27 protein-coding genes are annotated in these 22,221 nt (G+C 55.0%); 13 read left to right on the top strand and 14 right to left on the bottom strand.

Annotated elements, in window-relative coordinates:
* Nucleotides 1-2: 2 nt before the first annotated feature.
* From AC0KVN_RS02765 to AC0KVN_RS02750, 4 genes are read right to left on the bottom strand one after another with little or no spacing between them, the layout of a single operon-like run.
* Nucleotides 3-2,411, bottom strand: a complete 2,409-nt coding sequence (locus AC0KVN_RS02765) for a helicase C-terminal domain-containing protein (RefSeq protein ID WP_483655612.1) — start codon at nt 2,409-2,411, stop codon at nt 3-5.
* On the bottom strand, nt 2,374-3,459 hold the full coding sequence (locus AC0KVN_RS02760) for an RAMP superfamily CRISPR-associated protein (RefSeq protein ID WP_483655611.1): 1,086 nt from the start codon (nt 3,457-3,459) through the stop codon (nt 2,374-2,376). The genes AC0KVN_RS02765 and AC0KVN_RS02760 overlap by 38 nt, the downstream gene beginning before the upstream one ends.
* Nucleotides 3,460-3,490: 31 nt before the next feature.
* Nucleotides 3,491-3,967 carry a type I-E CRISPR-associated protein Cas6/Cse3/CasE gene (locus tag AC0KVN_RS02755; RefSeq protein ID WP_483655610.1) on the bottom strand — a complete coding sequence of 159 codons (477 nt, stop codon included), beginning with the start codon at nt 3,965-3,967 and terminating at the stop codon, nt 3,491-3,493.
* Between the two features lie 11 nt (nt 3,968-3,978).
* Entirely contained in the window at nt 3,979-4,704 is a 726-nt protein-coding gene (locus tag AC0KVN_RS02750) for a hypothetical protein (protein WP_483655609.1), read from the bottom strand.
* A 190-nt stretch (nt 4,705-4,894) separates the two neighbouring features.
* On the opposite strand from AC0KVN_RS02750, the gene AC0KVN_RS02745 reads away from it, so the two are divergent.
* The 4 genes from AC0KVN_RS02745 to AC0KVN_RS02730 all read left to right on the top strand — a co-directional run bounded on the left by AC0KVN_RS02745 (nt 4,895) and on the right by AC0KVN_RS02730 (nt 7,538).
* Nucleotides 4,895-5,656: a hypothetical protein gene (locus AC0KVN_RS02745; protein WP_483655608.1), complete on the top strand. Its 762-nt coding sequence runs from the start codon at nt 4,895-4,897 to the stop codon at nt 5,654-5,656.
* Entirely contained in the window at nt 5,656-6,411 is a 756-nt protein-coding gene (locus tag AC0KVN_RS02740) for a hypothetical protein (protein ID WP_483655607.1), read from the top strand. Before AC0KVN_RS02745 ends, AC0KVN_RS02740 begins: the two co-directional genes overlap by 1 nt.
* 375 nt (nt 6,412-6,786) lie before the next feature.
* Nucleotides 6,787-7,098, top strand: a complete 312-nt coding sequence (locus tag AC0KVN_RS02735; protein ID WP_483655606.1) for a hypothetical protein — start codon at nt 6,787-6,789, stop codon at nt 7,096-7,098.
* An 11-nt stretch (nt 7,099-7,109) separates the two neighbouring features.
* Nucleotides 7,110-7,538 (top strand): hypothetical protein, encoded by a 429-nt coding sequence (locus tag AC0KVN_RS02730; RefSeq protein ID WP_483655605.1) that lies wholly within the window; start codon nt 7,110-7,112, stop codon nt 7,536-7,538.
* A 245-nt stretch (nt 7,539-7,783) separates the two neighbouring features.
* Here AC0KVN_RS02730 and AC0KVN_RS02725 read toward each other — a convergent pair whose 3' ends face one another.
* Nucleotides 7,784-8,008, bottom strand: a complete 225-nt coding sequence (locus AC0KVN_RS02725; RefSeq protein WP_483655604.1) for a response regulator transcription factor — start codon at nt 8,006-8,008, stop codon at nt 7,784-7,786.
* Between the two features lie 122 nt (nt 8,009-8,130).
* Complete coding sequence (locus tag AC0KVN_RS02720) at nt 8,131-8,724, bottom strand: hypothetical protein (protein ID WP_483655603.1); 594 nt, start codon at nt 8,722-8,724, stop codon at nt 8,131-8,133.
* A 128-nt stretch (nt 8,725-8,852) separates the two neighbouring features.
* Here AC0KVN_RS02720 and AC0KVN_RS02715 point away from each other — a divergent pair, with 128 nt between their 5' ends.
* Genes AC0KVN_RS02715 through coaD form a run of 4 tightly spaced genes read left to right on the top strand, consistent with a single transcriptional unit; the run spans nt 8,853 to nt 11,516 of the window.
* The gene (locus tag AC0KVN_RS02715) at nt 8,853-9,323 is read left to right on the top strand and encodes a hypothetical protein (protein WP_483655602.1); all 471 of its coding nucleotides are present in this window, start codon (nt 8,853-8,855) and stop codon (nt 9,321-9,323) included.
* 10 nt (nt 9,324-9,333) lie between these two features.
* Nucleotides 9,334-9,663 (top strand): hypothetical protein, encoded by a 330-nt coding sequence (locus AC0KVN_RS02710; RefSeq protein ID WP_483655601.1) that lies wholly within the window; start codon nt 9,334-9,336, stop codon nt 9,661-9,663.
* Nucleotides 9,664-9,670: 7 nt separating this feature from the next.
* The gene (locus tag AC0KVN_RS02705) at nt 9,671-10,942 is read left to right on the top strand and encodes a hypothetical protein (RefSeq protein ID WP_483655600.1); all 1,272 of its coding nucleotides are present in this window, start codon (nt 9,671-9,673) and stop codon (nt 10,940-10,942) included.
* Nucleotides 10,943-10,985: 43 nt separating this feature from the next.
* Entirely contained in the window at nt 10,986-11,516 is a 531-nt protein-coding gene (gene coaD / locus AC0KVN_RS02700; RefSeq protein WP_483655599.1) for a pantetheine-phosphate adenylyltransferase, read from the top strand.
* Nucleotides 11,517-11,542: 26 nt separating this feature from the next.
* Here the strand turns inward: coaD and AC0KVN_RS02695 are convergent, their stop codons facing one another.
* The 6 genes from AC0KVN_RS02695 to AC0KVN_RS02670 form a co-directional block, all read right to left on the bottom strand.
* Complete coding sequence (locus AC0KVN_RS02695) at nt 11,543-12,355, bottom strand: hypothetical protein (protein ID WP_483655598.1); 813 nt, start codon at nt 12,353-12,355, stop codon at nt 11,543-11,545.
* Nucleotides 12,348-12,776, bottom strand: a complete 429-nt coding sequence (locus tag AC0KVN_RS02690) for a hypothetical protein (protein WP_483655597.1) — start codon at nt 12,774-12,776, stop codon at nt 12,348-12,350. The genes AC0KVN_RS02695 and AC0KVN_RS02690 overlap by 8 nt, the downstream gene beginning before the upstream one ends.
* A gap of 11 nt (nt 12,777-12,787) precedes the next feature.
* A complete protein-coding gene (locus tag AC0KVN_RS02685) occupies nt 12,788-13,096 on the bottom strand; it encodes a hypothetical protein (RefSeq protein WP_483655596.1) in 309 nt (102 codons plus the stop codon).
* A gap of 62 nt (nt 13,097-13,158) precedes the next feature.
* Nucleotides 13,159-13,725 carry a hypothetical protein gene (locus AC0KVN_RS02680; protein WP_483655595.1) on the bottom strand — a complete coding sequence of 189 codons (567 nt, stop codon included), beginning with the start codon at nt 13,723-13,725 and terminating at the stop codon, nt 13,159-13,161.
* 19 nt (nt 13,726-13,744) lie between these two features.
* Nucleotides 13,745-14,800: a hypothetical protein gene (locus AC0KVN_RS02675; protein WP_483655594.1), complete on the bottom strand. Its 1,056-nt coding sequence runs from the start codon at nt 14,798-14,800 to the stop codon at nt 13,745-13,747.
* Nucleotides 14,801-15,409: 609 nt separating this feature from the next.
* The gene (locus tag AC0KVN_RS02670) at nt 15,410-15,901 is read right to left on the bottom strand and encodes a hypothetical protein (RefSeq protein ID WP_483655593.1); all 492 of its coding nucleotides are present in this window, start codon (nt 15,899-15,901) and stop codon (nt 15,410-15,412) included.
* Between the two features lie 147 nt (nt 15,902-16,048).
* Here AC0KVN_RS02670 and AC0KVN_RS02665 point away from each other — a divergent pair, with 147 nt between their 5' ends.
* From AC0KVN_RS02665 to AC0KVN_RS02655, 3 genes are all read left to right on the top strand, one after another.
* Nucleotides 16,049-17,704, top strand: coding sequence for a hypothetical protein (locus AC0KVN_RS02665; protein ID WP_483655592.1), 1,656 nt, complete (start codon nt 16,049-16,051; stop codon nt 17,702-17,704).
* 99 nt (nt 17,705-17,803) lie between these two features.
* Nucleotides 17,804-18,115, top strand: a complete 312-nt coding sequence (locus tag AC0KVN_RS02660; protein WP_483655591.1) for a hypothetical protein — start codon at nt 17,804-17,806, stop codon at nt 18,113-18,115.
* A complete protein-coding gene (locus AC0KVN_RS02655; protein WP_483655590.1) occupies nt 18,112-18,450 on the top strand; it encodes a hypothetical protein in 339 nt (112 codons plus the stop codon). The genes AC0KVN_RS02660 and AC0KVN_RS02655 overlap by 4 nt, the downstream gene beginning before the upstream one ends.
* Here the strand turns inward: AC0KVN_RS02655 and AC0KVN_RS02650 are convergent.
* Nucleotides 18,420-18,839: a hypothetical protein gene (locus AC0KVN_RS02650; protein WP_483655589.1), complete on the bottom strand. Its 420-nt coding sequence runs from the start codon at nt 18,837-18,839 to the stop codon at nt 18,420-18,422. The two genes, AC0KVN_RS02655 and AC0KVN_RS02650, sit on opposite strands and share 31 nt — an antisense overlap.
* Before the next feature lie 168 nt (nt 18,840-19,007).
* Here AC0KVN_RS02650 and AC0KVN_RS02645 point away from each other — a divergent pair, with 168 nt between their 5' ends.
* Nucleotides 19,008-21,083, top strand: coding sequence for a hypothetical protein (locus tag AC0KVN_RS02645; protein ID WP_483655588.1), 2,076 nt, complete (start codon nt 19,008-19,010; stop codon nt 21,081-21,083).
* 57 nt (nt 21,084-21,140) lie between these two features.
* Complete coding sequence (locus AC0KVN_RS02640) at nt 21,141-21,443, top strand: hypothetical protein (protein ID WP_483655587.1); 303 nt, start codon at nt 21,141-21,143, stop codon at nt 21,441-21,443.
* On the opposite strand, the gene coaE is transcribed toward AC0KVN_RS02640, so the two are convergent.
* Nucleotides 21,440-22,021 carry a dephospho-CoA kinase gene (gene coaE / locus AC0KVN_RS02635; RefSeq protein WP_483655586.1) on the bottom strand — a complete coding sequence of 194 codons (582 nt, stop codon included), beginning with the start codon at nt 22,019-22,021 and terminating at the stop codon, nt 21,440-21,442. The two genes, AC0KVN_RS02640 and coaE, sit on opposite strands and share 4 nt — an antisense overlap.
* Between the last annotated feature and the right edge of the window lie 200 nt (nt 22,022-22,221).

Raw genomic sequence — 22,221 nt, 5'->3', positions numbered from 1 at the left:
TTTCAGTTTGCAATGTTAAGGGGACTGATAGTGCGCACCACATTGATCCGCGATTTTCGGAACAGATATTCCGGAACTGCTTGCGACAATTTCTGCCAAAGGGCTTTGTTGCCTTGGTTGGTGTCGGGGATGACTGGCGAAATGCGCATGCGACGCAGTTCGTCATGCAGGTCATCGAAGACCGGCATGCGAGGATCGCAAAGCCAGACGTCCGGTCGATCCTTTGCTGATCGGATTCCACGGAAAATCCCCTGAATAAGCTTAGCCGCCCCCTTGTCGAAATCATCCTCGCCAGCGTTTGTGGAGCGCCCAGCGTTTTTTGCAGGGCTTGGTGGCGGAATTGGAGTTTTCGTTACGACAATGGTCTTGACCATCGTTTCGTTTGTGACGTCGTCGACAAGATTCACGCCATACCAGTTAGCTCCGAACCATATTGCCGTCGGGTCCTGTTTGAACTTGGCCTTCAGCATGGCAACGGACATACCCGCAGTCTGAAGGATGACTTTCTTGCGCACATGTTCTGGCAAGGCGTCATGCGCCATTTGCAGAGCCAAGAAGCTGCTAAACAGGAACAGCGTTCGCCCGTTGCCCTCTTCGGTCAGTCGCGTCGCGATCTGAGCCAGCATTTGGCTGTGCTGGGGGTTATGGTTGGTCATCGAGCTATTGGGGCGAGTTCCCTCAGTCGGGACACGAGTTCCAAGGCCGGGCGACAGTTCGATCCACTGTTTTGGGTCGACGATGGTCAGAGTGTCAATCGCTCCATGGTTGGTCGATTTCACGCGCAGGCTCTCGAAGAGAATGTCATTTCTCCAGATGCCGACGAGGCGCTGAAACCGCGTGAACTCGACCGTTCGGGCAGCGTTCTGGCTGAACCCTTCGATGGTTGCCGACCAGAAGGATATGCGCCGATAGCTGCGCGATTTCGAAAATTGCCATGCGAGATTGATCGCGCCGCTGGAGCGGGTTGGCTTGGTCCCGAATGCCTTAATGAATATTTCGCCATCGATGCGTTCGCTTTCAACCAGAAGGCGAACGCTCAGTGCTTCCTGCGCGTTTACGCGATTGCGCGGACCACTATGCGTGAGAAAGCTCTGGATGTTATGAAGGGCTTTGGCGACACGCGCATACCATTCCGTGATTTCGAAGGCGTCCGCGTCCTTCTCTTCGACGGCTTTCATAGCATAATGCATGGCGTCGAAAAGTCCGTTGACATGCAAAAGGGTCGCATCCTGCTTCTCGTCAGTGTCGATCTCGGTAGTGTCACTGCGGACTTGCGCCGCAATGTAAAGGAGCAGGTCATCCAGTTTCTTCTGAGCGACATTGGATTTGCGGCGATCGCCGAGTTCACCAAGTTGCCATATCAGTTTCGAGATATCCTCGATTTTGAGCATTATGTCGCCCATGTTCTCCGCCATTTCATGCAAGAGATCGGCTTCGTCGATGACGACAAATTCAATGTCGCCGCGCGCCGAATAGAGCGTTGGTCGGGTGCCGCGAATGTGATTGCCCTGCTGGTCGAAGCGTTCGATCCGCATACCATCGTTGAGAAACATCGCATGCGTGATGACGAGAATATCGGCCAGCGGGCTGCCCGTAGTGAGCATGCTTGCGTTCCGCGCGGCGATTTCGCGTGCGATCGCGGCGTCTTCATAGGACTGAGTATCGCCCGACGTCGGTGCGGTCGCCCTGAGTTCTTCAGATGTTATTGCGTAGCTGGAGCGCTGTGCCATATGACCCGGCGCGGACGGCAGGCGGTCATTATAGTCGAGCCAGTCTCGCAGGCGGGGCATCCGAACGTTTTCGCGTGCAGATGCATATCCGGCCTCAACCCATTCCAGATATTCCTTTGCCTTGCGCGCCTCATATTCGGGCCACTGATCTCGCTTGCTGTCCTCCGCGATAGCGCGAGCGGTCTTCAGCGAAGGCCATTCCGACGCTGAACTATATTCGGCAAATTTGATCTGCCGCTTGAAGGGGAGGTTGGCTTCATTAGCGAGGTCACCGAGGATTGCGTCGATCTTCGCCTGATTTTCGGCGATATCGTGCCGCAGCGAGATCGAATAGGTCGAGATCATACCACGTCGACCAGTGAGCAAGCACATAATCGCCAGCGTGAGACTAATCGCGAGGGTCTTGCCGGTTCCTGCTGGGCATTGAGCAATGCCCAGCAGAGCACGGTCCGCCGCCGCCGCCTTGATTCCGGGCTGCTCGCCTTGAAGAAAGCGAGCATGCCATACGGCAGCGGAATATTGTTCCTTCCGCCATTTGCCGCCCATGACCCTATGGACAGGACCATTTTCACGGAACGCCATTTCAGTGAGATGAACGATCTGATCGCGAGCATCGGAGGAAGGAACAATATTCATCGGAGGATCAACCCAAGAAAGCGAGGTCGGCGGTAGCGACGCCATTGCGGAAATCTTCGTGGCACTGCGCTGCGAAGACGGCCCACTCTTCGTCGGTGAACTTCACCCACTTGTTGTCGACGAGCTTTTCGAATTCGTATTCGCCTTCGAGGAACCCGCCCGCGCCCGAAGCGGCCTTGCCGCCCACGATACCCATGGCTGCCCACGACTTGATCCCGGCCAAAATGAGACCAATGGTCTTCGTCGGCGCATCGTTGATGTGGATCAAGTGGTCGTATTCCAGTTCGCTGGGGAACGCCATGGCATAGTCGCTCGGATGCGTGTGGACATAGGACAGTGCTTCTGCCGGTGCCGCGAGCACATCATCCTTGCGTTCGTCCGCCTTCGCACTCTTGTTGTTCTTCACCTTTTCCTTGGCGTTCTTGAGGTCCTCCCCCAACTTCTCCTTTTCAGTGGCATCGGTGGCGGACTTCAGTTGCTTGGTGAGCGAACGGACTTCAGCGCTCGCATCCGAAGTTGCACGACCACTTTCCTCCCATTCCCGGATGGCTTCCGGGTCGGACAGGCGATTGAACAGGTTGGGTTGTTCACGCAGCGGATTCTTGCGATTCACCGGCAGGGGGGTGAGCTTGTAATTGTCCGTGGCGGGAAAGAGACCGCCGACCATGAGGCGGCCCGCGATGAACCCCGGCGTGTTACAGCCGAAAGCGTCGATCATCGGACGGTTGTCACGGATGCGATCGATCGCCTCATAGGTCATGCTTTCCGACGCCGGGACGGTAACGCCACCCTTGGTATCGATGACCATCTGGGCGAAGCGGACTTTCTGGTATTCGCCCTTCATTTCGTCGGCGGTTTCCAAAAGGACCTTGTAGGCGTGACCCCGCAGGGCACCGCGAATGGACGAGCCCGGAATATAGGGCTTGCCATTGCTGATAGCGGGAAGGAGCAGATGTTTGCGCAGTTCAGTCAGGCTCTCCGGAATGAACTTTTCATCGCACGTCGGGAACCGGCACGAGTCCGGCTGGCTGACGAAAAGCAGAGCCCGGCTGGTGAACTTTGCCTTGGCGCGGATGGTGTAGGTGTCAGTCATGTCTCTAATCCTTCTATCAAATTGAGTTCAGTTAAATGATCAGCATTCCATAGCCGTAGGCTTTGGAGTCACCCACGCCATGCTGTAGCGCGTTTTCAAGGCGGTCAGGGAGAACGACGAAGGCAGTCCCCTTGAACCGATAGCCGGGCTTGAAGAAATCCTTCACATGGGTGTCGAGAGACGTGATCCGAACGTTCTCGACCGCCAGTCCCGCATGATCGAGCAGCGTGCGGCGAATCCACACCTGTTGCTCTGCCTTGTCGGTCAGATACAGGCGCTGGCGATCCCGACCGGGGCGGGCACCGCGCGTCCGCATTGGGATAGTATCGATCTGGAATTCGATGTTCTCGCCGACATGGGGAAGCTCGAACTGCTCATCACGAAAACGAATGATCGCTTCGGTGCCGAGATGACACCAGATGTAGTTGCGGCCTTCGTCGGAGTGCAGGATTGCCTCCAGATCACGATGCGCCTCATAGCGATCGTTAGAGCACGGAATGCGTTGCATCGCGACGATCCTTAAATGATGTTACGGAGCCAGAACTTCTCGGAGAGGCCGAGCAACGTCGTTTCGTGGACGATGTCGTTGCCGAGTTTGTGCCTCAACGCCTCGATTTCCGCACTGTCCGAATTGAAGTTCTTTGCCAGCGTGAGGACTTCCTCGGCGCGTGCGCCGACATCATTGGCCCCCCGCAACACCGACCGGATTTTCTTGAGCGAGAAACGATCGTGAAGAGCGTTTTCGATCGCATCCATGAAGGGCGCGTTGCTGGAGTAGAAATAGTTTGGGTCGATGTTGAGGACCATTTTTTCCGCCGAAGGACGCGATTTCGAAAAGCCGACGAAAACAAACGGGGTGGGCAAGTCCATCGTCGTGAGATCGCGCAAGACGTGTTTCTGAAGACCGGCACCCTTGCTCACTTCAACGAAATGTTCGGGTTCGATCATGGGAAACGCTTCAGCCCGATATTGGGTCGTCCAAATATGGGTGAAGGCTTCGGTGATGAGGAGGAATGTCCCACCCAGCATCCGGACGCGGCTCGGTCCGGTCGCGTCGACGGCATATTCGCTGGCAAACGGGAAACAGGTCGCACAGTAACCGGGCTGGTTCGGTTTGGACAGGTCGTTGATCAGCGCAACATTGTCCACGTTGCCGCAGCACGGACAAAGCGCAGTCTTCGAGGATACTTCCGCCGTATAACGGAGACGGGAATGCTGATTGCAGAACGCGAGCGCACTCGTCATTTCAATTTCCTTTATCAAATCGATTGTTCAAATCGTCGTATCGAATGTCTGCTCTGCTAACGACCCTTTTGGGAATGATCAACCGAAAAAAGTGCCGCAGCAAATTTTTATACTCCCTATTGTCAAACCTCAAGCGCTGAATTATCAATCCACTCATATTTGACGAAGTGAATTTGAAGGAGTGATCAGCATGTTCGAGAATTTTCATCTCTGCGTTCGTCTGGGTGCGCCGCTCGCTGCCACGCATAATATGTCGCTGGATGCCATCCTTGGCGGAATTCTGTTCCAGCGCGGGATGTCAGGTCCGGAAGCGGCAAAGGTGTCGATGATCGATCGGTATAAGGGTATTCCGATGGCGTCGGATGCCCTTACCAAGAGTGGTTCATTTGTCGGCAGCGTTGTCCGCAACCGTTCGACAAGCCGCCTTGCCGTGAACACCGATCTCATACGCCGGGTAGATCATTCACCGGTCAGGAAGAGCAAGGCGCTCAGTTTCAACGGGAATTTGGGGAACATCGGGCTCCCCAAAAAGCGCAATGACTCGAAGGGGATCGACTACAGCTTCGGGACGGTCGGCCGCGTCGTCCATACGCCGGAACTTCATTTCCTTGCGCGGGGCAATCCTGACGAAGTAGAGAACATCCTCAATGCTGCGGGCTTCATCGGAGCATGGCGAGGCTCGGGTCACGGAGAAATTCTGGAACTGGAGGTCGAGGTCGTCGACAGCGAGAATCCGAAATTCGGTATCGTCGCCGGAAATCGACTGTTGCGCACGGTCCCGGCCGATATGGATGATTTCGCCGAATGCGATCGGCGAGCAATGATTGGCCGATATGAAAGCCCCTATTCGCCATCTCTGGCGCAGAAACTCGGCTATGAAATTGCGCCGGTGTGGTGCATCCCCCCGATGTCGCCGGAAGAGAATATATTCAACGCGAAAGAGCTTCTCTAATGGCACGCGGGCAATCGATCCGATACGCAACCCCTATCGGGTTGCGTAAACGGGCAGCGGAAAAGAAGGCTAGCGGCAGCAAGCGCGTGTTTACTTCTGATATCAAGCAAGATGTCCGCGCACAAATTTCCGATATCGTTGGGAATTATCTGTCGACCGTTCCAAGGATACTAACCCTTCCAGACCGCGAAGGCTTATGTGCGATCCATTTTCGCGCGCATCTCGACGGCATCGAGGAGATCATAGGGATTTGCGACAAGGAGCGAACCGTTCGGGAAAATACCCTCACGGAGAGTAAGGGCGGCAAGCCAGTGGTAGATCGCTATTGTAAAAATAGCGTCGCCAATGTCGTCACGATGGGGATGCTTGATGCAGGGATTAGCACTCGACGCGTAAAGCCGGTCGCAATTGAAGTCGAAATCGTCGAAAATATCTCGATGCATCCGACACGCATTTGCCGACCAAGTCCTTTCAGGTTCGGCAAATTCGATTTCGCGTTCCTCGACTATTGCCGCCAGCCAAGCCACGCGGCTTTGGCCGAGGTCAGTTCGTTCATCCGTTATTGTACCATGGAAAAATGGGCTGTAGCGGTTACATTCAATCTTGGCGGTCGAGATAAAACCGCATACGGGAATATCCTCGCCGAACAGATTGTTGCGCCCATATTGGAAATGACCGGCGCACGGCTGATCTGTGCAGAAAAATACGTGAACATTCAATCTGCGATGATGTTTGCGGTGTTTTTCAATCCGTGAAGCCGGGATTTTCTTTCGCTCTTTCAAACTGTTAATATCGGATCAGGTGAGGGTGCCCATGAAATGGGTGCCTACGACAACTGCGTCGCGCCGGGTTCGTCCTGTCGAGGGGTGAGGGTGCCCATGAAATGGGTGCCTACGACAACACCTTGTTGACCGTGACCGCACCGGTCGCGGGTGAGGGTGCCCATGAAATGGGTGCCTACGACAACCTTGCATCCCGATTACTGAACCCGGTGAGGGGTGAGGGTGCCCATGAAATGGGTTCCTACGACAACTTTGCCACTTCCTCAATGATCCGCTCATCAGATGAGGGCACCCTCAAAAGGGGTGCCTACGACAATGTCACCAGCGTCCGCCTAAGGTCGTGCATCGATGAGGGGTACCCTCAAAAGGGGTGTCTACGACAACTTCAATTATCTGACAGGTGCCGATCGCCATCGCGAGGATACCCATTTAATGGGTGCCTATGACAACGGCCGTATGCAATTCGCTCGTGCGTCTGGCGGTGAGGGTGCCCATGAAATGGGTGCCTACGATAACAACACCGCCAACGGTTCACTCAAACTGACTGATGAGGGCACTACAATTCTGGTGCCTATGATTAACTCAAAAATATATGCGTTTTTAAATTGCATCTCAAAAAACTCATTTGGTAACTCAATCTTACTCAATGAACACATTTGATGGAGCAATTTATGAATATCTCGCAGGCAATTGATTTCGTTAACCCGGCTGCCCAGATCGCGGCAATCACCGTCCTCGTCGATGGTGTTGAACGCACCATTCGTTTTTCTTCAGACGAAGCCATTGCGACCGTCGCAGCGCCGACCGTGCGTCAGAAGCCCGGCCCCAAGTCGCTGCCGAAGACGAAGATGAAGTCGATCGATCTTCACGATGCGGTTCTGGATTATCTTTCGCTGAATGGCCCGAGCCGTAGTGAGGACATTCAGGCACACGTCGCGGAAAAGTTTGAATCTGCTAATCTGCGCAATACCACCGCGTGGGCGCTGGTTGAGCTTCAGAATGTGGGCCGTAAGCGCAGCAAAAACGCACTGAAGCTTGGCCCGATCGTCAACCTTGGTAATAGCGTCTATGCGTTGCGTCAGGGCAAGTTCGCGAATTAATTTGCACTTCCGATAGGCCAACCCTTATTAGGATTTAGATCGGTTCGGAACTGAAAGGTTACGAACTATCCGCCGGGATGAAGACCTGCCATCCCGGCCGTGAAGCTTTTGAACTGGCAGGCCATCTCTATCCCGTAGGGGATCGTGGAGGGGAGACCCGTAGAAGCGCGAAAGGGTGATGAGTGACGGTGGGAAAGCCCACATTAGAGCCGGGCGGGGTAGGGGATCATTCTCCTGCCCCGCTTTCACTTCAGGCGTATCAGGCCCATGTCCATGCAGAGAGCGATTGCGTGTGTGCGGTTGCGCGCCTTCAGCTTGGTCCGAACATTGTCTATGTGACGCTCGACCGTGCGGTTGGCGATATCGAGTTCGATCGCGATTTCCTTAGCGGAAAGTCCCTGAGCGGTAAGCTGCATGATGGCTGTTTCGCGGGGGCTCAGTAGCCTATTACTTTCGCTATCATCCGACAAAACAAACGCCCCCCAGACCAAATGTTGTCGGGCGATTACAATAATCCACAGGACAGGGAAAGGCTTGAAAACTCGTTTCGTAAAACTAACGACCTTTGTAACGGTAAATTTACGTAGGTAGATTACCCATAGGCGGCGAAGAAACCGTAGAGATTTCGGGATATCGCGAATAGTTGCTTGGGCGGAACATTGTGGAATGCTTCGGCCATATCTCCAATCGATCCGCTATGATTGAGGGCATTCAGGCGGCCATTGAAGCAGGCGCGATCCATTTCAGGGGTGCGCTCGCCTTTGAACTCGGGAAGAGTGAAGCCGCTCGCGAGGGGATGACGAACGAGAGAAACGCCCTCATCGAAATCGGCGAAATCATATTCGAGGTGGAAGCCCGAACAGATATACCAGATCACCAGTGCTTCTGTTGAAGTGTGGGCATAGCCTTTGGCAACAAGCTGAAGGGAGACCCCATGCGTATCGGCCAGATCGCAGATGAAGTGTAGGGCCGCCTTGCCGCCCCCGCTTTTGAAAGAGGCGATATCGGTGATGTGGATGGCATTGGATGCGTTGAGGTCTTTCGATAGTTCGACCTTAGCGCCATCGAGGACGGTCTGGCGGGGGTTGAACGGGCTGGGCTTACCAACGGTCTTGAACGCTGCGAGGAAGCGGTCAGCCGGAGTTTCCCTTGGGCCTGCGCCAAAACCTCTGAGTTTGATGGTCATCGGTTCGCCCGATCCTTCCGTAATATCGATCCACCTACGCATAGAATATTTATCACGAATGAATACTTCAAGCCAATTGACCGACCTCATAAAAAGTAGTAGAGCGGTTTCAACAGCAGGAGGTTCTCATGACGCACATGGCATTCAACGTTCGCATCAAGGGCGAAAAAGTCCGTAACACGCTCGTCGACACCCGCGCCTTCGAGGACGAAAGCTGCCATGGCGGTCCCGATATCAAGGAATTCATGGCCGACCTTCTGGCCGAACGTTTCCTCGATCATGACGAGCCCACCACCGATGTCGAATTCGACGTGCGCAAGGTGAAGCCGGTTCGCCTGCTCGGCGTCGTCGCCATGACCGTGGTGAGCCAAGAACGCTGCTACGGTGGCCCGGAAGAGGGCGGCTGGTATTACAACGACGTCACGCCGGTTCGCGTTTTCTACGTCAGCCGGGCGCGCGCCGCGCGAATGAAATTGCTTCTGGAAAACTGGTGCCGTAATCGGAACCCCGAGCCGGGCTCCTCGCGCGGCTACGAACAGAGCTATTTCAAAGTCCGCAGCGGTGTGGTCGAGAAGACTGCCCGGCCGCATTATTGCTAGGAACGATTTGATGACGAACATTGCCCTTCTGTCGGCGGAGACGGCCGCTCAGCCCCTCAATGGGATCACTGGCCTCTCCATCCTCAATGACATCGTGATGCTGCTGACGGACCGTCTCAGCGCCGTTATGGAGGGCAAGGGTTCGGCCATCAGCCTGTCGTTCGATGCCACGGGCCTCCATGTGAATGTTGACCTGCGCGGCCGGGACGCTGTCGTCACCGCCGAACTCATCATGAAGTCGCAGCCCCTGTCCGTTCTGGGGATCAGCATCGGGGCGGTGAATCGCGCCCAGACCCCCGGCAGCAGCTTCCTCACGAGGATTACTGCTGTTTTGACATAAATAGCCTATGCGCTATCAAGACATCATGGAAGCCGTCGGCACCGCAAACATCTTCAGGGCGGCACGCGCCGCCCTCCATACTCGGTTGAACGAGTATCTGCTCCGGCAATGGGACGAGTTCCCTGATACCGGCCGTGATGTCCATGACAAATATGATGCATTCTATCAGGCCAAACAGGCAGATCGCGAGCGGTTCGTCAAGGTAACGCTCAACTATGCATCTGAGGCATTGCGCCATGTCGCCCGTGAAGGGTTGCAGGCGCGCTTTGGAAATAAAGTTGAGATCGATGGTCGTGTCATCTACCCCTCTGACGTCAGCGTGTTTGTAAGCGCACGCGAGTATTCCAACGACGAATACAAGCACTCCGGCGGTTATTTCATGTCAGCGACGTCGAGGATCAGAGTGTTCGTAGAGAGCGATCGGGTGTTCTACGCCGCGATGTCGATGATCCAGTTGGCGATCATGGGTGACGCCGAGGATGCTGACGCGCTGGTAGACGTTATCACGCCGGTGTTTGTTCACGAATATGTTCATTTCGTTCAGCATCTGGCTGGTGGTCACAACGAAAAAGCCTCTGATTATGGATATACGACCGTTGGGGGCGGCAAACGCGGGAACCGACGGTACCCCCGCAAGGATACGGTGCATTATCTACGATACAAAGGCTCAGCAGGCGAGATTGAGAGCTTCGCCGCCGAGGCCGCATCAGAGATCATTCAGGACCTAGAACGGCACCGCAGATATGGCGTGACCGACTATGACATTGAAGTTGCGCTTCAGGATGTAGCGCAGGGTTATGGTGGCAACCGCACGGTCGATCACTACCGTGAACTCGTCTATAATGCCCTAGAGGGATATTATGCCGAAACTGGCCTCAATCCAGCCGAAATGCAGACAGTCTACAAGCGGTTCCTGAAGCTGCTTTATCAATCGCTCAACGGTTATCTGAAGACGAAGATGGGTAAGCGCCGGACGACCGATGACTTCAAGCGTTACCCCAATACGTGGATTGAAGCTGCCAAGCAGGGATTGCCGCGTGCTGCTGCCGTGATCGCCATGGAAATTGCGCCACAAATACTTCACGGGTATGAATGGCAAGATACCGCAAGGCTTATCCAATATGCAGAGCCCATTTCCGAGGCGTCCCATTTTCTTCAGAAAATGTTTTTCAATGATGAATGGGATGCGGGACAGGCGGAAAAAATCGATCGCGTGATGAAGACTCTCGTGGGGCGTCAGATCGACGCTCTACGGGCGGCACAGCGGGATGCCGCATAACCGAATATTGAAACGCTCATGGGTATGTCGGTAAAGTCTGCCCATGAGCACACCACTTGATAGCAGAAAGACCATCGGCTTCTACGCTGGTTCTTTCGACCCCATCACACTCGGCCACCTTGATGTCGTCCGCAAGGCGCTCAAGGTGTTCGATTATGTCCACATCGCGATCGGCCGGAATCCGAAGAAGAAGGGCACGTTCAGTGAAATTCGACGGGTTGGTTTGATCGAGGCATCGTTGAACGAAATTTTCCCGGCCGAGCTAAAGGAGCGGATCACGATCGGGACTTTTCAAGGCAGCCTCATGGATGGCGCGCGCCATCGTGGTGCCACGGCTATCGTTCGCGGCCTGCGACAGATCAGCGACTTCAACGACGAGTTTGCGCTCCACGGGATCGTTGAGCAGACCGCACCGGATATCCCGGTCACCTATTTGATCTGCCAGCAGCAATATCTGCATGTCAGTTCGAGCAGCGCCAAGGAACTGGCTTTCCTTGGTCACGACACTTCATGGATGGTTGCCCCATCGGTCAGTGAAGCGCTCAGGAACGTGGTCGAGGCCAGCAACCAATAAGAGAAGCCCGCCATTGGCGGGCTTCTTCATATCTTGAACTCCACACCATCCACTAGGATGGTCCGGGTTTCCCGCTCGAAATGCTCGATGCTCTCTCCGCGATGGCGATCGCGCTCAACCTTGGAGCCATCGGCGGAGAGAAGAGGGAGATCGCGCACTGCCCGGCGGGCATAGTCGATCGCACAATTCTTCTGGCAGAAATCGGGGTCGACATAGGTGGTCCCGTCCCATGTCGAGAAGCTCTCGATGTAGGGCCATTTCTCGCGGTCATCCCGCACGGCATAGCCCCGGATCGCGTATATGGGCACGTTGGTGAGGCGCTGACAGTCCTCCACCGTGCGAGGATGGTTCTCCCGAAGCTTGGGGCCTAAACTGTGCCGGGCTGTCACGTCTGGCGTCAGAGGGGCTCCACACTGCTTGCACGCGGCCACAGTGACGTCGAGGACATGCGTGGGGGTGATGGCCTCGTAGTCAGCTTCGGTAGCCAGCCGCTGATCGATATAGGGCAGGGGGAGGGCTGCGCCGCCACCGTCGACGAGAACTGTTCCGGTTCCCCGGCGTGTCAGAGCGAGGAGCGCTTCTTCGGCCGCTCCCTCTCCGAACAGCCGCTCGATTGCCTCAATGGCGCGAGCACTCCATTCGTCGACTCGGCTTTCTCCACTCAAAGAAATGATGTCCGCGACACCAAGGTGCTCACTGCGCAGATGCGCCCGAACACCATAACCGATGAACATGACGGCAGTCGGGGAGCGCATGACGATCCTGATCTTCTGACCATAGATCGCGCCGCCATAATGACCATCAGCATATTCGGTCTTTACACGCTGAAACTCAGCCAAAATAACCTCCCATGAGATTGACGGCATCCGCTCCGGGCTCACCGCGCTCGCGAGCCTCCATGATCTCTCGGTCGCGGAAATAATAACCGGCGTCGAGGCCCTGATAGGCGGCCGATCCATAGGCGGGATCAATCTCCACCCAATGATTTTCGAGATCGAGCGACGTGCCATTTGCCACCGCTGCGGTGATCCGGTCACATACGCGCTGCGCCTTGGCTTCAGCCTCACCTTCGTCACGACGGAAGAACCAGATGCCGTCTTCGTCGTCGAAATGTTTGGTGCCATTGAGATAGGTCTGGCGATGCGCCCAGCGGCGACCGCTTTCATCTTCGGCCCGCACGAAATAGGACAGCCCTTCGATCGGAGTGCCGCATTCATCTTTGCAGACTTCGATGATATCGGAAGTGACAGCGAAAATCATGGCGGTTCCCTTCAAAGATGAATGTCGAGGCCGGTGTAGCTGACAAACTGATCCCGGAGCATCTGCGGCGAGAGGAAATCCTTTCGCGCGATCTCCGTCAGATTGATGCCGCGCTGCCGGTAAAATTGGATCATATAATAATCATTGGCTTCAAGCCGGATCACGACAAGGTTGATGCCATCATCGGTCATACGACCGTTGAGCTTGAACTGAAGATAATTCTCACCTCGGACGAAATCGCGCGCACCGGTCATTGCGATGAACCGGTTGCCACCAAGCTGCTGGAGGATGGTGCTGGCGACGGTGTTGTCCGTAGTCATGAAAATAGGCTCCCTCATTGCTGAAGGAGCCTATACTACTTTTTATGACATGCCGTCAAGCGTTAGATAGCGTTCAGGTCGACGCCATCATCGATGCCGGTATTGAAGGCGTCATTGGCGTGGCCGCTGACGACGATCTTGCTGTATTTGTCAATGAAGCCCGGCGTCGGGTAGCCAGCCAGCTTGATGAAGAAGCCACCCGGAATGGTGCCGATCTGAGTCTTGTAGGCGCGGATCGCGTCGATCTTGGCCTGCTGGCGTACCGAGAAATCGTTGCGACCGGCGCTGATGAGATCGATGATCTTGCCATAGTTGGACTGATCCAGCGACGGATTCTGTTCCTGAATCCACTGCATGCTGGCCTTGGAGCCATCAGTGCCATAGCGGCTCTCGTTCGCACCGGTGATGATGTCCTCGACGGCCTTGGCCTGAAGTTTGGTCACGCCAAGCGCTTCCTTCAGCTTCGGCGCATACTGCCCCAGAACGTTGCGGGAGTCCTCGTGCTTGGCCACGATTTCGGCTTCGGCGCGGGTACCGGCGTTGTTGCCGCCGATATAGCCCATGACGAACACGGCGATGATGAGGCAGACGATGCCCAGCACGACCCACAGGGGGTTCAATTTCTTCATGTCAAATGTCCTATTCAAATCAGTTGGTTGCGAAATAGCGCGAGAGGAAGAACGATGCTGCCGCGCCGATCAGCATGAACAGAACGAGCGCCCAACCCGGAGGTGATACGTCGCCCGCGAGATATTCGAATTCCTTCATCGAGCGGCGCTGATAATGCTGCATGACGTTGCGCTCGATGATTTGGGTGGTGATGATGGGGTCAGCGATCTTGGTAGCGAGCAGGTCGCTACGGATCGAGACGTTGACCAGATCGAACTTGGACCACGAGAATACGCGTACCCATTTGATCTTGGGATAGGGATCGACGCCGATCACCACAATGACGTCATTCTTTTTGCCACCGATCCACTGCCCGCGCAGAACCTCGGCAAAACTATCGCCTTCGTTCGTCAGCACGATGACGGCATTGGCCTGTTTCGGCGCGCCGATGCGGCTCAGAACGTCTTCCAGCGCGGAATTCCACAGCTTGATGTCCGGGACGGACACGCCATGGGCGATGACCCGATCGGCATGATAATAATCATGGGTGGTCGGATAATCCGGCGCGGGCGTTTTGAGATGCACTTCACCGATTTTGGTATGGTAGAGGCTTTGCGGCGCGGCTTTGATCCAGTTGGTGTAGCCATGCGTCACGGTGGCCGGTTCACCGATACGGACAGCCGACCAACGCTCAGGTTCCTGCGATCCGCTGCTGTTGACGCGGTCGATCGTAAGGCGGCCGACGGTCGTGTCGACATTCCAGTCATAGTCACTGCTATGCTTCCGGCATGTGTCGCACGCTCTGCGGGTGTGACGGTGCTTGCCGCTCCCGCTCGTCACCGAACGGCAGTTGCAGCTATAGGTGTGCGAACAGGTCACGCTGTCGCGTTCCTTGCTGACGACGCGGCCGTTCAGAAATTCGGTATCTTGCGTCTGAACCGACAGGCTCATCGAATAGAGGCCACCGACCAAGGCGAGGCAAATCAATGCCTGAGCGCCAAGTTCGAGCCAACTCACTTCTGGCCAATGGCGATAGGCCATCACGATCGCAATGATCAACGACGGCAGCAATACAAGCAGCAACCATGCATTCATGTCAAATCGGCTTTCTCAAATATGGTCGTCAAATACTACTTTTTATTAGTCCTCGCAATGGAAATCTCCCATCCGAGATTGCAGATCGCGTTTCGCTAGCAGACGGCGATACCGCCGGTCTATTTTTTTGCTGAGCCGCGTGCCATTCATTCTCTGCCTGCGGCACGATCCGTTACGATAGATTTCGTGATGAATTGCAAAGGCGACGCGGGCTTTCCAATAGTCAGGGTTGGCCTCGGCATATGCCACCGTGACCACGCTGAGTATCGCTTTACCTTTCCATGGATAGTCGCGGAAAAGTGCGACCTGATGATGCAGATACGTATTTCGGTACCACTTTGCGGTTGACGAACGTCCTACCGGGACGCGCCGAATTGTGCGAGACATAGCTCACCTCTCTAATGAAATGGGGGGAAGGTTTATGAGTTATCTCGTTGGGTTCAGTAGAGACCCAAAACCGTAACCACATCAGTAGAGATTATGATCTAATCTCGGTAGGCAATCATATTGGGCATTATGCTAAGTCATAATCCAACATATGTGCTCTACACCGTTAATCGGACCGACACCTTGCCGTCAAATAAAAAGGGCACCAGCGGTGCCCTTTAGTCAATTGGTGTATCCGCGTGAGCGGGCATGATCGATCAATTCAGTTTCCGACATCACGATGTCTCCGACCATATAGGTTCCAGCCATGCTACGATCATGGATGACGCGATGATATACCTGAGAATAACCGATCGTCCGCAAGAACAGGCACGCCGCGCCTGCCACCGGATCAGCGAAGGCCAACCCAATGGACTGTCGACGCGGTGCCAGAATTCTCTTGCGTCTGATGCCGCTTTCGGCGCGCCATCGCGTGATGACCTTTTCCCCGACGCAGTAGCGACGTTGAAGTTCGATGTTCGTTTCGATCAAAGCAAATTGCGCCCAGTCGGACGGAATGTCGGTTCCCATGGTAATGGCGGAAATGTTCGGTATGTCAATTTGCTTGCGCATACGGCGCACCACCTTGAGGCTCAAGTCGAAACGCCGGGAAAGCTGCGTGTCGTTTTCGATCACTGCCCAATGGGCGAAATTATCTGGCGTCTTGGTAGTCACTCAAATCCCCTGCGCTCAAATCCGGTGCTTGTGTATGGACCAGAATCCAACATTACAAGGCCTTAATGCTCTTTTTGCTAACGCTTCGTCGCAGAGTGTTGCTACACTTTAAGTTATAAATAGGGGATGCGGTTCAACGATATCATCATGGAGGCCAACCATTGGCGCTCCCTTCACTGGTTTTGGTTTCATCCCGGCAACAACCTGCTTGTTGAAGTGGATGGAACGCACAGTCTCACTGCTTTTTATGACCTCGGATACGGGGACGGGGAAGAGCGTGATGAAGAGGAGTTGATGAACGATCCTGAAGTGATTTCCATGGCCATTGCCGATGGATGGGTGCGCGGCCGATATGGCGAGGCGACCCATGAAAATGGTTCGACCGCGTGGCGAGCACCGTCCGGAAAGGGACGGGACGCCTTTACCTTGGCTCTTCAAGGTAGACCGCATGACGTCCTTGTGACCGCGCGCGAGATCAGTCGCCGACGTCGGGTGTCGGACCTGTTCATTGACGCTGATGCCCGGAGCGTGCATTTGAGCGGAGCATCCAAGGAACATTATCTGGAAACTGGCCAGATGGAACAAGAAGCCGCGCTTGCCGAGGCGCTCTCCCCACGGATCAACTGGGGGGCCGATCTGCCGAGTTGGAACCCGACAAATATCGATTTCGCGCTGATGACGTTTCGCGAATTCATGGACGTCACGGACAAAGATCGAAAGTCACATCCCTCTTCGGCGTATCAGACCACTGTTGCCAGCTTGAGCGAATATAGAAAGGCCACTGACTATCCTCGCATCATTCGCCAGACGACCATTCGCGGATTGAAATTCACCTTTCGGATGAACGAGGAGAAACTCCGTTACGCCAAGCGCTCCAATGACGACTTCAATCCATGGGAACGCGATGCCGACGGCAAAATCATCTATCACTCCGATGAAGAGATCGCGGCTATGAACGTGCCAACACACGACCAGTCCGTCGCGGTATTCGACGAGGATGGGCACGCCGTTGCGTCGATCCAAGATGAGTGGGGTTGCGTCCTTGTGATGGTTGCTCAACCCTATAAGGGCTTTGGGTTCGGTGCTGCTCTGTTCCGTCTATGGGCGTCCCTGTTTCCGGGGAAACCATCAGGTGGTTACACCCCTGAGGGTTTTAACTCTGCGCGCAAAATGCATCGTGAAATCGTGCGGGATGCACTGGCGTCCGGTCGCTATTCCAAGATGGTGCGCGCGGGCGAGATCACGATGGAACGAGTGCAGGAAATTCTAGCCTCGGTGGATTTGAGCAAGAAAGCATCGAAGCCAAGCGCTACCTCACTGTCCAATACGAACCCGAAGGATTGGCTCTTCTATTCGGCCGGGCATGGCGACTTCATCATCTATGATCGTAAGCTCAAAGACCTTTGGGACGAGGAGGGGGATGCAACGATCTGGGCGGATCGCATGCTGCTTGCAATGGTCTATGTGGCGATCGACGGAAATGATTATGGGCGCATCAAGGTGTTTGGTGGCGAGAGTGAAAAGCTCAAGGCCCTCGTAATGTCGTTTGCTGTTCATTATGCTCTGGAAAATAGCGCCAAGCTGGTGGTCGAACCGGAGGATATCCGCTATCTACCCAAGGGCACCAGCTATGATGAAGTGAGCAAAGCGCGCGGCTATGATTCCGTCACCGTGACGGGGACGACGCATCGTTCACTTGACCTGCGTCCATTCCTTGCGCTGGAACAGCAGTTCCGAAAATCATTCGATCGCCATGATGAGTTTCTGCATCGCATGACCGAGACCGCATATGCTAAGTTTTGACTTCACCAAAAGTGGTGCGTATAAAGGCGGCTAACAAAGAAGGAGGCCGATTATGAAGGTCAACGATCACCACTAGGCAGTCTAGCTTAGGAGTGAACAATGTCGAAGACGACACGACGCCTTCCCCACACTGTGCGGAAGGAGACCGAAGAGGAAATCATCGCCTTCTGGGGCGAGGGTTCCAACTACATCCCCCGTATGATCCGCTTCAACAATCGTTTGGGTCGGGATGGCGGGTGCCCCAGCGATATCCGCGAGCCTTTTTCGAAAGGGCGTAATGGTCTTGGTTGGGATGGTGCCAGCGGGGAGACCATCAAGCGCAGTTGGAAGCGGCAGGTCAGCCGTTTCAATCGGCGCGGTGAGAAGGCCATGATCAATCGTAATCTCCTCGACTGGGGAGATGACGCATGAGCCGGACCAAGCGCACGCCGGTGCGGAAATATTACGGACGCAGCGCACCGCCGAGCGAGTTCGATCGCCGACGGGAAAGTGTTGTGGGCAGCGATCATTATCGCTGCCGCTACTATCACGGCTATGATGGCGGCCATCGCGGGCATATCCGCGATGTCCACCGGGCCGGTGATAAAGTGGCTTATGGCTATGGCGAACGAGGCCGTGGCCAAGATGGACGAGCCTTTTCCAAGGCTCGCGCCGCCCGCATGGAACGACGGATCGCCAAGCATACCCTCAGGGATCAGCTTGGCGATCCCGACCCTCAGGCCGCTTTCTTCCAATATATGTCCTGATCGAGCATATTGCGCGCCTTGTCGTGCTCCCAGAAAGTCTGGCCCGCCCAATGTTCGCGATATCCAGTGCGCGATGGAACGCCGTGAGGAAAGAGACCGGTGAAATCCGCGAGAGTGAGCGGACCATGGCGACGGGTCGCTTCCACGATTGTGTAGGCCCACGCCACGCACGCGCCAGTGCTTGGTGCAGCGGCAGCGGCGAACAGCACGACGCCGGGATCGATGAGAATATCCGGAGCCTGTTTCAGGCGCTGGATGATCACGGCGATGGGGAAATGGTTGGCGGTTTCTGGTCCCAGCACGTAGGCGAGCGCATCTGGCGTCACCATCCCGGCGCATTGCGTTCCGATTTGAAGTTCGATCATGACGGCGATCAGTTCGTCGTCCATGTCCTCATACGAATTGGCAGGGAGATCGATCAATGTGCTGGGTCTCATATAGCGCTCCTCAAATGATGTTGCATTCTGTCTCATCGATTTTCTAAGCTGTCAATCACCGGGTGTTGCATATCTCATAAAAAGTGGTATTGAGGTGTGACACCGTTGAGAAAGAATGACATGAGCATCGTCGACAAGTTCAACACTGCCGTCCAGCTTTGGATCGACCTCACCGAAACGGACAAGAATGTCCGGTCGCTGTCGATCAGCGGTTATGAGGTGCGCAGCATCAACGATATGCTGAAGAAGTCGATCACTCTGGATGAAAGCCTCGTCACGACCTTCATGCTGTTGCAGCATTTTTCGAAATCCTATTTCGATCAGCGTGTCGTGTCCGTCGCCGATATTTCGGCCGATCCCGAGAGCGTGCTTGCCTATGTCCAGAAGGTCAGCGAGTTCAACGCAATCGTGAAATCACAGGAAGTGCAGGACGTCGCTGAGCAGTTCACGAAAACGCTGCGCGCTGCTGTCATGCACTATGGTGTCGACGCTGAGAAAATCGACGAAGTCCTTTCCAAGCCCGCCGCCATCGGTTTTCTCCGCTGGGACGCGTTCAAGTCCATGGAGAAGCTGCGCGTCGATCAGTTTCTCGCCGGTGATGTCGAGCCCGAGGGCTATCGTCCCCTCTATAACCCGGCGCTCTACCAGTATTGGAACATCAACTCCCTGATCGAGCATGCCTGTTCGATGCCTTCGGGTGTTTCGATGAACCTCGTGCGCGATCCGGACGAACTGCACAGCTATTTCTGCTTCTCGATCCGCAACGGCGGCAATGTCATCGTCCTAAGCGATGTCCCGCAGCATGCACACCCGATGGCCCGATCGATGATGCGCCGCCCGGACACGGCTATGCTTGCGCGCGCAGATCAGAACTGGTTCCCCTATGATCGCCTCAATATCAAGCATAGCTTCGATGAGGACGGCGATTATCTCGGGACGTTTCATGACAAATATCGGGAATCGGTGGAAACCGGCATGGTCCCACACCATGCCAATTTCTTCCGCTATGCCGAACTGGTCGATCTGCGCGCTGAACAGGTGATGTGGGCCGTCATGATGTTCGACCTCATCAAGGATCGCTACTGGAACCGTCCGATCGAGCACCGTGCCCTGTCCTATACCGGGGAAATGATCCGGCTGGATGATCAGCATCGCGTCATTGGTGCTGCGGCCGGAACCAACCTGCCGGTGGTGGGATATCAACCGCTCAATCTCCAGCCTCTCACGACCGCCGACATGACGTCCGATGCATTCGGCGGCGCAGGCCTCAGCGACTTTTACGCGAAGTGGCAGGGGATCAACCGCTGGATGGAAGATCGCTATGGCGACCGGGTTTCTGAGAACCTGTTCAACATGATCGACATGGACGTGGAGCGCATCAAATTCCTGACTAGCGAAAACGTCGATGAGAAGCATTTGACGCACGCGGGTAAAGGCCTTGTAGTCCATGACGGCCTTAATCGCCTGTCCAAGTCGGAATATGACTCATTCACATGGTGGAACCGGAGTGCCTCTAACAAGTCATTGCGCATCTATCAGATGCACGCAGTTGATCCGACCAGTTTCGGGACGCGGGAGAAGATCGATGCTGATCGCAAGTTCATTGCCCGCCATAATTTCGCCAAGGCCATTCAGCGCGAAGCCGATGCTGAGTTTCATGCACGCGAGGAAGAAATCAAAGCGTGGTTCCGAAAGCGTGTGCGCGCCAATATCTCTGCTCTGGAGAAGCTGGCGCAGGAAGACAAAGTGATGAAGCCGATAACCGCTTTGGGCGGCGAAAATACGGAAAAGAACTATGTCTTCCAATTCGCCGGAATTCGGGACCTAAAGAGCAGAGATGCCTATGGCTTCGGTAGCGGGATGTTCGCAACCTGCACCATCAGCGGCGTGGATCATGAGGAATTCCCTCGGGCTGACCCCACTTGCTATTACGATGACGTGAAGCCCAGCTACACGCTGGAAGTCTCTCCGCGATCGCTGGGCGACCTCATGCTCCTCACTGGTTGCACGAGGGAGGAGCTTCCAGACGTTCTTCAGAACTGGTGTCTGGAAACCCGACACGCGGGAAATCACATTCTCGATCGGATCGATCCGATGGAGTGGGCTCTGCACAACCCGTGGACGAAGATTAACTTTCACACTCGCCTCTACCTGTCGAAGCGCGCGCTCAAGCGTATAAGGAAAATGCAAGCGTAACCAGATGGTTACGCTTATTTCCTAAGATCGTTTGATAAATAGTCCATGCGAAACTTCATGGACTTGGTCGAGGCTCTAATTCACACGCTGCGCGTGCCAGCCAACGACAACAAAACGGTAAATCCCATGTCGGAACACGACTGGGATGATGTCAGGGCTCTGGTTCAATCCATGCGCCGCGAGATCAAACGGAATAGCGCACCGGCACCGAACGCAACAGCGTTCTTCAAAGGCCAGCAGATCAAAATTGCTGACCGCCCGGCTAAGGTCATGCGGATCAATGGCACGCGCTTGGCTGTTCAATTCGAAGATGGCTCAATCGGCCATGTCGACCAAGCCGATCCCCGGATCACGCGCTAAATCGCTTCCAAAATAGACACGACCCATTCTCGTGTTGCCTCGATCGGCAACTCGGTATCGACGATGTAGCGACTGCGTTGACGACGCTCACTGTCGCTATATTGACGTCGCAGAAAATCGTCGAGCAGGGCAGGGGTCATTCCCGGTCGAGCAAGCACTCTCTTGCGCTGCGTCTCGGCAGTGCAAGAGACGGTCACCGTGGTGGAACACATACGATCGAAACCCATTTCAAACAGAAGCGGGACGTCGAGGATCACCAGTGGCGATCCTTGATACCGCTGAGCCGCGATGAATGTCGCCGCCGACACTTCGACGTAATAATTCACCTCACGGGTCAGCTTGGCCATTTCCGTCGCATCACCGAATAGGATGGTGCGCAACTGCTTGCGATCGAAGTCGTTTCCGACCCAGCATGACGGGTAGTTTACCCGCAGCCAGTCTCGTAGATGGTCATTATGCGCATAATGAGCATGCACTTCAGCATCGGCATCCCAGACCGGGATACCCATTTCGATTGCGATTGACGAGACTGTCGACTTGCCCATTCCGATACCACCGGTGAGACCGACTACATGCATATGAGTTTCCATAAGCTATGGTAACCAGAGCCCAATATCAGAGCTATAAAAAAAGGGGGCCGTTAGGCCCCCTTAGTATGCTCTTTCCTTACCTTCGCGGGAAAATTACCGAAACAACCTACATCACCGCGTTGACGCCATTTGGCGCAGGTAAGGCTTCCACGATCGCGAGCTATATTCGAACGCCGAAAACGACATAG

This window comes from Sphingobium sp. SG1 (assembly GCF_057063145.1).
Note: the sequence above shows the minus strand (reverse complement) of the source record. Positions and strands in the feature narration are given on the sequence as shown.

Coding starts and splice junctions, on each gene's coding strand:
- AC0KVN_RS02660 (WP_483655591.1), top strand. CDS start 17,804: ATGTCGAAGACGACACGACGCCTTCCCCACACTGTGCGGAAGGAGACC.
- AC0KVN_RS02640 (WP_483655587.1), top strand. CDS start 21,141: ATGGACTTGGTCGAGGCTCTAATTCACACGCTGCGCGTGCCAGCCAAC.
- AC0KVN_RS02655 (WP_483655590.1), top strand. CDS start 18,112: ATGAGCCGGACCAAGCGCACGCCGGTGCGGAAATATTACGGACGCAGC.
- AC0KVN_RS02680 (WP_483655595.1), bottom strand. CDS start 13,725: ATGAAGAAATTGAACCCCCTGTGGGTCGTGCTGGGCATCGTCTGCCTC.
- AC0KVN_RS02755 (WP_483655610.1), bottom strand. CDS start 3,967: ATGCAACGCATTCCGTGCTCTAACGATCGCTATGAGGCGCATCGTGAT.
- AC0KVN_RS02765 (WP_483655612.1), bottom strand. CDS start 2,411: ATGGCGTCGCTACCGCCGACCTCGCTTTCTTGGGTTGATCCTCCGATG.
- AC0KVN_RS02685 (WP_483655596.1), bottom strand. CDS start 13,096: ATGACTACGGACAACACCGTCGCCAGCACCATCCTCCAGCAGCTTGGT.
- AC0KVN_RS02675 (WP_483655594.1), bottom strand. CDS start 14,800: ATGAATGCATGGTTGCTGCTTGTATTGCTGCCGTCGTTGATCATTGCG.
- AC0KVN_RS02740 (WP_483655607.1), top strand. CDS start 5,656: ATGGCACGCGGGCAATCGATCCGATACGCAACCCCTATCGGGTTGCGT.
- AC0KVN_RS02735 (WP_483655606.1), top strand. CDS start 6,787: ATGAGGGGTACCCTCAAAAGGGGTGTCTACGACAACTTCAATTATCTG.
- coaD (WP_483655599.1), top strand. CDS start 10,986: ATGAGCACACCACTTGATAGCAGAAAGACCATCGGCTTCTACGCTGGT.
- AC0KVN_RS02710 (WP_483655601.1), top strand. CDS start 9,334: ATGACGAACATTGCCCTTCTGTCGGCGGAGACGGCCGCTCAGCCCCTC.
- AC0KVN_RS02750 (WP_483655609.1), bottom strand. CDS start 4,704: ATGACGAGTGCGCTCGCGTTCTGCAATCAGCATTCCCGTCTCCGTTAT.
- AC0KVN_RS02760 (WP_483655611.1), bottom strand. CDS start 3,459: ATGACTGACACCTACACCATCCGCGCCAAGGCAAAGTTCACCAGCCGG.
- AC0KVN_RS02690 (WP_483655597.1), bottom strand. CDS start 12,776: ATGATTTTCGCTGTCACTTCCGATATCATCGAAGTCTGCAAAGATGAA.
- AC0KVN_RS02645 (WP_483655588.1), top strand. CDS start 19,008: ATGAGCATCGTCGACAAGTTCAACACTGCCGTCCAGCTTTGGATCGAC.
- AC0KVN_RS02665 (WP_483655592.1), top strand. CDS start 16,049: ATGGAGGCCAACCATTGGCGCTCCCTTCACTGGTTTTGGTTTCATCCC.
- AC0KVN_RS02705 (WP_483655600.1), top strand. CDS start 9,671: ATGCGCTATCAAGACATCATGGAAGCCGTCGGCACCGCAAACATCTTC.
- AC0KVN_RS02730 (WP_483655605.1), top strand. CDS start 7,110: ATGAATATCTCGCAGGCAATTGATTTCGTTAACCCGGCTGCCCAGATC.
- AC0KVN_RS02720 (WP_483655603.1), bottom strand. CDS start 8,724: ATGACCATCAAACTCAGAGGTTTTGGCGCAGGCCCAAGGGAAACTCCG.
- coaE (WP_483655586.1), bottom strand. CDS start 22,021: ATGCATGTAGTCGGTCTCACCGGTGGTATCGGAATGGGCAAGTCGACA.
- AC0KVN_RS02715 (WP_483655602.1), top strand. CDS start 8,853: ATGACGCACATGGCATTCAACGTTCGCATCAAGGGCGAAAAAGTCCGT.
- AC0KVN_RS02745 (WP_483655608.1), top strand. CDS start 4,895: ATGTTCGAGAATTTTCATCTCTGCGTTCGTCTGGGTGCGCCGCTCGCT.
- AC0KVN_RS02650 (WP_483655589.1), bottom strand. CDS start 18,839: ATGGACGACGAACTGATCGCCGTCATGATCGAACTTCAAATCGGAACG.